A 9501-nucleotide genomic window follows, 5' to 3' on the forward strand; every position below is an offset into this window, starting at 1 on the left:
CGTCAGTCCGTCCGGCCGGTGGCCGCCACCGTCACGCCCAGGCCGATCATCGCGAACCCACCCGCGCCGCCGATCATCGACAGTCGGCGGTCCGAACCCGCGAACCAGGTCCGGGCGGCCGACGCGCCCAGCCCCCACAGCGTGTCCGTGACGGTCCCGATCGCGATGGGTACCAGGCCGAGAAGAAGCATCTGAGCCGGCAGATGCCCCGCGGAGTGATCCACGAACTGGGGCAGGACCGCGGCGAAGAACACGATGCCCTTGGGGTTCGTGACGCCGACGACCACCCCGTCCGCAACGGTCCGCAGATCACCGTGCGCGGGCTGCCCGGACCTCGCGGCCGACGTCAGACGCATCTCCTTGCGGTGGCGGAACGCCTGCACGCCCAGGAGGACGAGATACGCGGCTCCCGCCAGCTTCACCACGAGGAAGAACAGCAACGACCGCTCGACCAGCGAACCGACCCCCAGCGCGACCGCCACCACCAGCATGTACGAACCGGTGACATTGCCCAGCACCGTCGCCAGCGCCGTACGGCGTCCGTGGGCCAGAGCCCGGCCGATCACGAACAGCACGCTCGGCCCCGGGATCCCGATCACCAGCAGAGACATCGCGGCAAAGGCCAGGTACTGATCGACGGTCACCATGCGTACCACGCCTTCCGGTTCGCCAGGATCTCTACGGCAGCAGCCCCGCCCGGCGCGCGGCCACCACCGCCTCCAGCCGGGTGTGCGCCCCCAGCTTCCGCATCGCGGAGCGCAGATACCCCTTCACGGTCTCCGGCCGCAGGCCCAGCCGCTCGGCCGCCGCCGCGTTCGTCGCGCCCGCCGCCACACAGGCGATCACATCCGTCTCACGCGGAGCCAGCCTCACCTGCCGGGTCGCGGCGGACCGGTTCGACCCCGCGGCCGAAGCGAGCCGCCCGCACACCGCGAGGAGCTCGTCACGCAGGGCCGGGTCGACGATCCTCGGTGCCAGGGCACGCAGTTCGCGGTGCGCCTCGCGGACGTCCTCCCACGTGCCGGGATCCGCGTGCGGGCCGGTCACCTGCTCCCGGGTGGTCGCCAGGAGCTGCTGCACCTCGTCCCGCACGGCCAGCGCCTGCTCCACATCACGGGCCGCCGACACCGCCGCGTCGAACGTGCGGTCCCCGAGCGTGAGCGCCTCGCGCAGCGCCCCGTACAGCACGCCCCGCACCTTGCGGCGCACGACGACGGGCACCGCGACGACCGAGCGCAGACCCTCCGCCGCGACAGCCGTGTCGTACTCGTGGCTGATGTGGCGCGAGGAGGCGTAGTCGGTCACCGCGCACGGCCGCGACAGCGCGATCGCCTTGCCGCCGAGCCCGCTGCCCGCGGAGATGACGAGCCCGCGCAACGCGCCTGTCTGCGCCCCGTTCAGCTCCGCGATCCGGGCGTGGCGCGCGTCGGACAGCAGCCCGCCGAAGACCACCGGCAGCCCGCTCGTGCGGCGCAGCCTCAGCAGAGCCGCCTGCATCTCCGTCGCCTCAGCCGGTTGTGGCACGCCGATGCCTCTCCGCCCCGTGGGGTCCTGCCCGCACCACCCCCGTTCGGGGGTGGTGAGATCCGGGTCACTGTTTACATGATGTTAAAGGACGGGTCCGCAATGAGGAGGGCACATGCCGGCAACCAGCGCGACGGAGACGTTCCGGGCCGCTCGGGACTTTCTGCTGGAACACCGCGAGGACTATGCGAAGGCCTACGCCGGCTTCGAATGGCCCAGGCCGGCCCGCTTCAACTGGGCGCTGGACTGGTTCGACGTCATCGCCGAGGACAACGAGCGGACCGCCCTGCACATCGTGGAGGAGGACGGCCGGCGCACAGAGGTGTCCTTCGCCAGGATGGCCGCCCGTTCCAACCGCGCCGCGAACTGGCTGCGCGCCCAGGGGGTACGGGAGGGCGACCGGATCCTGGTCATGCTCGGCAACCAGACCGAGCTGTGGGAGACCGCCCTCGCCGCGATGAAGCTGCGTGCCGTCGTCATCCCCGCGACCCCGCTGCTCGGCCCCGTCGACCTGCGCGACCGGGTGGAGCGCGGCAAGGTCCGCCACGTCCTCGTACGGTCCGAGGACGCGCCGAAGTTCGACGAGGTGCCCGGCGACTACACCCGGATCGCCGTCGGCGAGGAGGTGGCGGGCTGGCTCCCGTACAGCGGGGCCGACGAGGCGCCCGACACCTTCACCGCCGACCGTGAGACCGACGCTGACGAACCGCTGATGCTGTACTTCACCTCCGGTACGACAGCGAGCCCCAAGCTGGTCGAGCACACCCATGTCTCGTACCCGGTCGGCCACTTGTCGACGATGTACTGGATCGGCCTCAAGCCCGGCGATGTGCACCTCAACATCTCCTCGCCCGGCTGGGCCAAGCACGCCTGGTCGAACCTCTTCGCGCCCTGGAGCGCCGAGGCGACCGTCTTCATCTTCAACTACACACGCTTCGACGCTGCCCGGCTGATGGCGGAGATGGACCGCTCCGCGGTGACGAGCTTCTGTGCGCCGCCGACCGTGTGGCGGATGCTCATCCAGGCCGACCTCACGCAGCTGAAGACACCGCCGCGCGAGGTCGTCGCGGCCGGCGAGCCGCTCAACCCCGAGGTCATCGAGACCGTCAGGCGCGCCTGGGGCGTCACCATCCGGGACGGCTTCGGCCAGACGGAGACCGCCGTCCAGGTGGCGAACACGCCGGGCCAGCGGCTGAAGACCGGCTCGATGGGGCGGCCCAGCCCCGGCTTCGAGGTCGAGCTGCTCGACCCGGTCTCCGGGCGGGCGGGCGTGGCGGAGGGCGAGATCGCCCTCGTCCTGTCGGCCGCCCCCGTCGGCCTGATGACCGGCTACCACGGCGACCCCGAACGTACGGCCGAGTCCATGGCGGGCGGCTACTACCGCACCGGGGACATCGGCGCCCGGGACGAGGACGGCTACATCACGTACGTGGGCCGCGCCGACGACGTGTTCAAGGCCTCCGACTACAAGATCTCGCCGTTCGAGCTGGAGAGCGCCCTGCTGGAGCACGAAGCGGTGGCCGAGGCGGCGGTCGTGCCCGCACCCGACCCCGTGCGCCTCGCCGTGCCCAAGGCGTACGTCGTACTCGCCGAGGGCTGGGAGCCCGGCCCGGAAACGGCGAGGGTGCTGTTCGAGCACTCCCGGGCGGTCCTCGCCCCGTACAAGCGCATCCGCCGGCTGGAGTTCGCCGAGCTGCCCAAGACCGTCTCCGGCAAGATCCGCCGGATCGAACTGCGGGAGCGTACGGCGCAGGGCGCGGGCACCGAGTTCGACGAGGGGGACCTGCGATGAGCGAGCTGTCCTACGCGCACGGCACCGGCGGCACCGCACTGCTCGGCGACACCATCGGCCGCAACCTCGACCGCGCGGTCGAGGCCTTCCCGGAGCGCGAGGCCCTGGTCGATGTGGTGTCCGGGCGCCGCTGGACGTACGCCGAATTCGGCGCCGCCGTCCAGGAACTGGCCCGTGGGCTGATGGCATCCGGGGTGGCCAAGGGCGACCGTGTCGGCATCTGGGCGGTCAACTGCCCGGAGTGGGTGCTCGTCCAGTACGCGACGGCCCGCATCGGTGCCGTCATGGTCAACATCAACCCGGCCTACCGGGCGCACGAGCTGGAGTACGTGCTCGACCAGGCCGGGATCTCCCTGCTGATCGCGTCGCTCGCCCACCGAACCAGCGACTACCGGGCCCTCGTCGGCCAGGTCCGTGCCAACTGCCCGGCCCTGCGGTCCGTCCACTACATCGGCGACCCGAGCTGGGACGAACTGACGGCCACGTCGGTAGCCGTCACCGCCGAACAGCTCTCCCTCCGTGAGGCGGAGTTGTCCTGCGACGACCCGATCAACATCCAGTACACCTCGGGTACCACCGGCTTCCCGAAGGGGGCCACGCTCTCCCACCACAACATCCTGAACAACGGCTACTTCGTGGGGGAGATGGTCGGCTACACCGAACAGGACCGGGTCTGCCTGCCCGTCCCCTTCTACCACTGCTTCGGCATGGTGATGGGAAACCTGGGCATCACCTCGCACGGCGCCTGCATCGTGATCCCGGCCCCGTCCTTCGAGCCCGCCGCCGTGCTCTCGGCCGTCCAGCAGGAGCGCTGCACCTCGCTCTACGGCGTCCCCACCATGTTCATCGCGGAGCTGAACCTCCCCGGCTTCGCCGACTACGACCTCTCCTCGCTCCGCACCGGAATCATGGCCGGATCGCCGTGCCCGGTCGAGGTGATGAAGCGGGTCGTCGCCGAGATGCACATGGACGAGGTGTCGATCTGCTACGGCATGACGGAGACCTCACCGGTCTCCACCCAGACGCGCCGGGAAGACGACCTGGAGCGCCGTACCGGCACGGTCGGCCGGGTGCTGCCGCATGTGGAGGTCAAGGTGGTCGACCCGGTGACGGGCGTGACCCTGCCGCGCGGAGGGCCCGGTGAGCTGTGCACCCGCGGGTACAGCGTGATGCTCGGCTACTGGGACCAGCCGGAGCGGACCGCGGAGGTGATCGACGCGGGGCGCTGGATGCACACCGGGGATCTCGCGGTGATGCGGGAGGACGGATACGTCCAGATCGTCGGCCGGATCAAGGACATGATCATCCGAGGTGGCGAGAACGTGTACCCGCGGGAGATCGAGGAGTTCCTCTACGGCCATCCGAAGATCGCCGATGTCCAGGTGGTCGGGGTGCCGGACGCCAGGTACGGCGAGGAGATCCTGGCCTGCGTCATCCCCCGCGACCCGGCCGATCCGCCGACCCTGGACGAGGTGACCGCGTACTGCCGGGAGCAGCTGGCGCACTACAAGATCCCGCGCCGGCTGCAGATCCTGGAGACCTTCCCGATGACGGTCAGCGGGAAGGTCCGGAAGGTCGAACTGCGGGAGAGCTACGGCGCGTAGCGCGCGGCGCGGCAAGCGTGGCGTGCGGCGCCGGGTGGGGCGGCCGGGCAGGGTTTCAGGCGGCTTCGATGATGTCGGAGTCGATGCCCTTGGTCGCGGCCGCCCACTCGATCAGAAGCACCTCGTACGTCGCCGACTCCACGGACGACCAGTCCTGGCCCGCGCGGGCGTCCACGAGCGCGCGAATCGCCTCGTTCGCCTCGACGGCGGACGGGTGGGTGGGCTGGGTCGCGAAAACAGGGGTGGAAGGAGGTGAAAGCCGAGGAGTTAAGACCATGCCTTCACTGTACGTCCCCATACTGACAACAGTCCGAACATATGAGGCTCGCGGGGCACACGTGACCGAAATCATTTCGATGGCACGGTGGGGAGATCGCGGCGCATACACACGCGCGGCCAGCGGTCCAGGCCGTGTTCGGCTTCCTGCGACCTGATCCCGCGGAGCCCGTCCCCGAGCTCGTCCTCCGCCAGTGTCCGAAAACCGAGGCGTGTGTAGTAGGGCGCGTTCCAAGGGACTTCGGCGAAGGTCGTCAGGGTGAGAGCGGTCAGTCCCTCGGCCTCGGCCCAGCCGGCGAGATGGTCGATGAGGGCGCGGCCGACACCCCGGCGGGCGGCCGCCGGGTCGACGGAGATCTGCTCGATGTGGGCGGCGCCGTCCACGCGGTCGGCGATCAGGTAGCCGACGGGGAGGTCGGAGGCCTCGTCCGTCGACACCCAGCAGCGCCCACCGCGACGGTAGTTCTCCAGCAGGGCGAGCGGCGGCGGCTCGTCGTCGGCGACGGCCGGCATGCCGACCGTGCGGAACGGCTCGCCCGCGGCGCGCTCGATGTCCTGGAGCAGCGGGAGTTCCGGGCGCCGGGCGGGACGGATGCGCATGGGACCAGTATGACGGGTGGTCAGGGTCCCGTGCTGATCAGTTCGTCCGCAGGGCTGTTGACCGGCTGCGGCGTACCCGTGAGGTCCATGACGAAGAGCGGGATGGCGAGACCGTCGGCGCGTGAGCGCGCGTCCTCCGCGTAGCCGGCCAGGGAGAAGAGCACGCCCGACACCGAGGCGTTGAGGGCGTTGAGCCAGAGGCACTCGACATCGCGCAGTGCGGTCGGCCGGGTGGTGGAGTCGACCTGTGCGATGAGCCCGGATGCCCGGAGGTCTATCCGGGACGCGGGGCGCACCTCGGGCTGGACGACCTCGCGGTAGCCCAGCCACTTCAGATAGAGCGCGGCAGCGCTCACCGCGTCGCGTGCGGTACGGATCACCATCGGCCGGAACGAGGGGCGCGGGTGCGCTGCCGTGCGCGGCAGCGGGATGTGCGTGGGCCCGGGCGGCCGGGCGGCGGAGGCCGGTGCCGAGCCGTGGGGGGCCACCGGGCGGACGGGTATCCGCAGCACGGCGCCGCAGGGGCAGCTCAGCTCGGGATGCGGCCACTGGTCGCGCCGCCCGCAGGCGGTGCAGCGCACGCTCACCCAGTCGTCGTTCCAGGTGCGGTGGGTGATGGGTTCGACCGGTGCGCCCCGCAGCAGCGGCGGGGCCGTCGGGGAGCCGCACGGGCAGGGGTAGACGGGCGTGATGTACGCGTGGTCCCGGCCGCAGGCCGGGCAGTGCACCGGTAGGGAATCCACCGTCTGCCCCCTCCTGCCCCGATTGTCGCGGCGACTGCGCTCCGTACCCCCATGGTCTACCAGGAGCGAGGTCCTGGGGAGGAGGTTGGCGCACTTCGTCCCGGCGTCCTCCCTTGACGACCGTACGACTCCGCTTTAGATTGATTCCACATAGCAGAACAGAATTTCCGTAATGCGGAATTGGTGCTCTCAGGTGGCGCGACAGAGCCCGAATCCACCAGGTCCGAGCAGGAGCACTCAATGCCTCGTATGACCGCTGCCCGAGCGGCAGTTGAGATTCTCAAGCGCGAAGGCGTCAGTAACGCGTTCGGTGTGCCGGGTGCGGCGATCAACCCGTTCTACGCGGCACTCAAGGCATCCGGCGGGGTGCACCACACCCTCGCCCGCCATGTCGAGGGCGCCTCCCACATGGCCGAGGGCTACACCCGTGCCGCGGCCGGCAACATCGGCGTCTGCATCGGTACGTCCGGTCCCGCCGGCACCGACATGATCACCGGCCTCTACTCCGCCATCGCCGACTCGATCCCGATCCTCTGCATCACCGGCCAGGCCCCCACGGCGGTGCTCCACAAGGAGGACTTCCAGGCCGTCGACATCGCGTCGATCGCCAAGCCGGTCACCAAGGCGGCCACCACCGTCCTGGAGGCCGCCCAGGTCCCCGGCGTCTTCCAGCAGGCCTTCCACCTGATGCGCACCGGCCGTCCCGGCCCGGTCCTCATCGACCTGCCGATCGATGTGCAGCTCACCGAGATCGAGTTCGACCCCGATCTGTACGAGCCGCTGCCCGTCCACAAGCCCGCCGCGACCCGCAAGCAGATCGAGCGCGCCGTCGAGATGCTCAACGCCTCCGAGCGCCCGCTGCTCGTCGCGGGCGGCGGGATCATCAACGCGGACGCCTCCGAACTCCTGGTGGAGTTCGCCGAGCTGACCGGTGTTCCGGTCGTGCCGACGCTGATGGGCTGGGGCATCCTCGCCGACGACCACGAGCTCAACGCGGGCATGGTCGGCCTGCAGACCTCGCACCGCTACGGCAACGCGAACTTCCTGGAGTCCGACTTCGTCCTCGGCATCGGCAACCGGTGGGCGAACCGCCACACCGGCAAGCTGGACGTCTACACCCAGGGCCGGACGTTCGTCCACGTCGACATCGAGCCCACCCAGCTGGGCAAGATCTTCGCCCCGGACCTCGGCATCGCCTCCGACGCCAAGGCCGCGCTGGAGCTCTTCGTCGAGGTGGCCCGCGAGCTGAAGGCCGCGGGCACCCTGAAGGACCGGTCGGCATGGGCCGCGTCCACGCAGGAGCGGCGGGCCACGCTGCAGCGCCGCACACACTTCGACAACGTGCCCCTGAAGCCGCAGCGGGTGTACGAGGAGATGAACAGGGCTTTCGGGCCCGAGACCCGGTACGTGACGACGATCGGCCTCTCCCAGATCGCGGGCGCGCAGATGCTGCACGTCTACCGGCCGCGCCACTGGATCAACTGCGGCCAGGCCGGCCCGCTGGGCTGGACGATCCCGGCCGCGCTGGGCGTCGCCACGGCCGACCCGGAGGGATCGGTCGTCGCGCTCTCCGGCGACTACGACTTCCAGTTCATGCTGGAGGAGCTCGCCGTCGGCGCGCAGCACCACATCCCGTACGTCCATGTGCTGGTGAACAACTCCTACCTGGGGCTCATCCGCCAGGCCCAGCGCAACTTCGACATCGACTTCCAGGTCAACCTGGAGTTCGAGAACATCAACTCCCCGGAGCTGGGCGTCTACGGCGTCGACCACGTCAAGGTCGTCGAGGGCCTCGGCTGCAAGGCGATCCGGGTCACCGAGCCGGACCAGCTGCTGCCCGCGTTCGAGGAGGCGAAGAAGCTGGCGGCGGAGTTCCGGGTGCCGGTGGTCGTCGAGGCGATCCTGGAGCGTGTCACGAACATCTCGATGAGCGGGACGGACATCGCGTCGGTCAACGAGTTCGAGGACGTGGCGACGGAGCCCGGCCACGCGCCGACGTCGATCCGCGCGCTGACGGTTTCCTGACCACCCGGCCACCCGTCCGGAGCTCCGGCCCCGGGATTCCCGACCCTGTCGGCGGATCCCGGGGCCGGAGCCGTGTCACCGGCCGTCCTTGAAGACCAGGTAGTAGTCGGAGGCCGACGTCTCCAGCTTGAAGACCATTCCGTACCGCCTGCGCAGGTCCGCGACCGTGGTCGACGCGGGCTCGCGCAAGCACCGGGTGACAGGCGGATCGTTCTCCGTACACGGGCCGGTCTCCTCGACCGGCGTCTTCGGGCTGCTGCGCACGGTGTCCCAGGACAGGGTCTGCGCAGGGTCGAAGAGCTGGAACGGTTCCGGGGTGTCCGGGCCCGTCGGGTTCGGGCCGCGTCCCCGGTAGTAGGAGACGAGGCGTGTGCGGTAGTCGTCGTGACCGAACGGGATCGGGCCCGTGGGAAACGCGGAGACGTCGTGGTCGCCGGCCGTGAGGACAGCGTCCAGGGTGTCACCGATCCGCTTCGGGTCGGCGCCGTAGTAGGCGGTGATCTTCAGGGAGCAGCGGATCCTGTACCGGTCGTCGCCGGTCTGGAAGAACCACTCCTTCGCCGCTCCGCCGATGCACAGGTCGTTCACCGTCGTCAGGCCGAGGACCAGGGGAGTGTTCTTGTCGTAGGCGCGGACGGCGGTCCGGAGATAGGTCTCGGCCTCCTTCCGGGCCTCCTGCGCCTCTGTACCGCCCGCCAGTTCGCGCACCTCTTCGGGGCTCGTGGCGCGGTCCTCGGCGGAGCAGGCGGGGACGGCGAGGACGAGGAGGAGGCCGAGGAGCCCTCCGAGGGACCTGCGCCCGCCGGATGCGGCGCGCGGTAACCGCGTCGTAGTCATGGGGCCATTGTCATGAGGCAGGCGGCGCAATCCATCCGTACCCGTACTCAGACGGGTCGTCCGGAGACGTCAAAAGGGGGCGAGGCGCACGGAGTTGTCC

The 9501-nt window shown here is 70.2% G+C and carries 9 protein-coding genes; 3 read left to right on the plus strand and 6 right to left on the minus strand.

Annotation, left to right across the window (positions count from 1 at the left end):
• Window positions 1-2 precede the first annotated feature (2 nt).
• The gene (locus ACFQ6X_RS06485) at window positions 3-647 is read right to left on the minus strand and encodes a LysE family translocator (RefSeq protein WP_383176822.1); all 645 of its coding nucleotides are present in this window, start codon (window positions 645-647) and stop codon (window positions 3-5) included.
• Between the two features lie 31 nt (window positions 648-678).
• Window positions 679-1497 carry a response regulator transcription factor gene (locus tag ACFQ6X_RS06490; protein WP_383176871.1) on the minus strand — a complete coding sequence of 273 codons (819 nt, stop codon included), beginning with the start codon at window positions 1495-1497 and terminating at the stop codon, window positions 679-681.
• Window positions 1498-1639: 142 nt separating this feature from the next.
• Between ACFQ6X_RS06490 and ACFQ6X_RS06495 the strand changes: the two genes are divergently transcribed.
• Together ACFQ6X_RS06495 and ACFQ6X_RS06500 are read left to right on the plus strand one after the other, a co-directional pair.
• On the plus strand, window positions 1640-3316 hold the full coding sequence (locus ACFQ6X_RS06495) for an AMP-binding protein (protein ID WP_383176825.1): 1677 nt from the start codon (window positions 1640-1642) through the stop codon (window positions 3314-3316).
• On the plus strand, window positions 3313-4920 hold the full coding sequence (locus ACFQ6X_RS06500; protein ID WP_383176828.1) for an AMP-binding protein: 1608 nt from the start codon (window positions 3313-3315) through the stop codon (window positions 4918-4920). The genes ACFQ6X_RS06495 and ACFQ6X_RS06500 overlap by 4 nt, the downstream gene beginning before the upstream one ends.
• 55 nt (window positions 4921-4975) lie before the next feature.
• Here ACFQ6X_RS06500 and ACFQ6X_RS06505 read toward each other — a convergent pair whose 3' ends face one another.
• The 3 genes from ACFQ6X_RS06505 to ACFQ6X_RS06515 form a co-directional block, all read right to left on the minus strand.
• Window positions 4976-5197 (minus strand): hypothetical protein, encoded by a 222-nt coding sequence (locus ACFQ6X_RS06505; RefSeq protein ID WP_383176831.1) that lies wholly within the window; start codon window positions 5195-5197, stop codon window positions 4976-4978.
• 71 nt (window positions 5198-5268) lie between these two features.
• Window positions 5269-5796, minus strand: a complete 528-nt coding sequence (locus tag ACFQ6X_RS06510; RefSeq protein ID WP_383176834.1) for a GNAT family N-acetyltransferase — start codon at window positions 5794-5796, stop codon at window positions 5269-5271.
• A 20-nt stretch (window positions 5797-5816) separates the two neighbouring features.
• Window positions 5817-6539 carry a hypothetical protein gene (locus ACFQ6X_RS06515; RefSeq protein ID WP_383176837.1) on the minus strand — a complete coding sequence of 241 codons (723 nt, stop codon included), beginning with the start codon at window positions 6537-6539 and terminating at the stop codon, window positions 5817-5819.
• 240 nt (window positions 6540-6779) lie between these two features.
• Here ACFQ6X_RS06515 and gcl point away from each other — a divergent pair, with 240 nt between their 5' ends.
• Window positions 6780-8564, plus strand: a complete 1785-nt coding sequence (gcl, locus tag ACFQ6X_RS06520; protein ID WP_383176840.1) for a glyoxylate carboligase — start codon at window positions 6780-6782, stop codon at window positions 8562-8564.
• Between the two features lie 75 nt (window positions 8565-8639).
• On the opposite strand, the gene ACFQ6X_RS06525 is transcribed toward gcl, so the two are convergent.
• Complete coding sequence (locus ACFQ6X_RS06525; protein WP_383176843.1) at window positions 8640-9401, minus strand: hypothetical protein; 762 nt, start codon at window positions 9399-9401, stop codon at window positions 8640-8642.
• Window positions 9402-9501 lie beyond the last annotated feature (100 nt).

It is taken from the genome of Streptomyces sp. NPDC056452, assembly GCF_042796085.1.
GTDB lineage: Bacteria > Actinomycetota > Actinomycetes > Streptomycetales > Streptomycetaceae > Streptomyces.

Excerpts from the sequence above, each read along its gene's own strand:
- ACFQ6X_RS06485 (WP_383176822.1), bottom strand. The coding sequence starts at position 647 with ATGGTGACCGTCGATCAGTACCTGGCCTTTGCCGCGATGTCTCTGCTG.
- ACFQ6X_RS06490 (WP_383176871.1), bottom strand. The coding sequence starts at position 1,497 with ATGCAGGCGGCTCTGCTGAGGCTGCGCCGCACGAGCGGGCTGCCGGTG.
- ACFQ6X_RS06495 (WP_383176825.1), top strand. The coding sequence starts at position 1,640 with ATGCCGGCAACCAGCGCGACGGAGACGTTCCGGGCCGCTCGGGACTTT.
- ACFQ6X_RS06500 (WP_383176828.1), top strand. The coding sequence starts at position 3,313 with ATGAGCGAGCTGTCCTACGCGCACGGCACCGGCGGCACCGCACTGCTC.
- ACFQ6X_RS06505 (WP_383176831.1), bottom strand. The coding sequence starts at position 5,197 with ATGGTCTTAACTCCTCGGCTTTCACCTCCTTCCACCCCTGTTTTCGCG.
- ACFQ6X_RS06510 (WP_383176834.1), bottom strand. The coding sequence starts at position 5,796 with ATGCGCATCCGTCCCGCCCGGCGCCCGGAACTCCCGCTGCTCCAGGAC.
- gcl (WP_383176840.1), top strand. The coding sequence starts at position 6,780 with ATGCCTCGTATGACCGCTGCCCGAGCGGCAGTTGAGATTCTCAAGCGC.
- ACFQ6X_RS06525 (WP_383176843.1), bottom strand. The coding sequence starts at position 9,401 with ATGACTACGACGCGGTTACCGCGCGCCGCATCCGGCGGGCGCAGGTCC.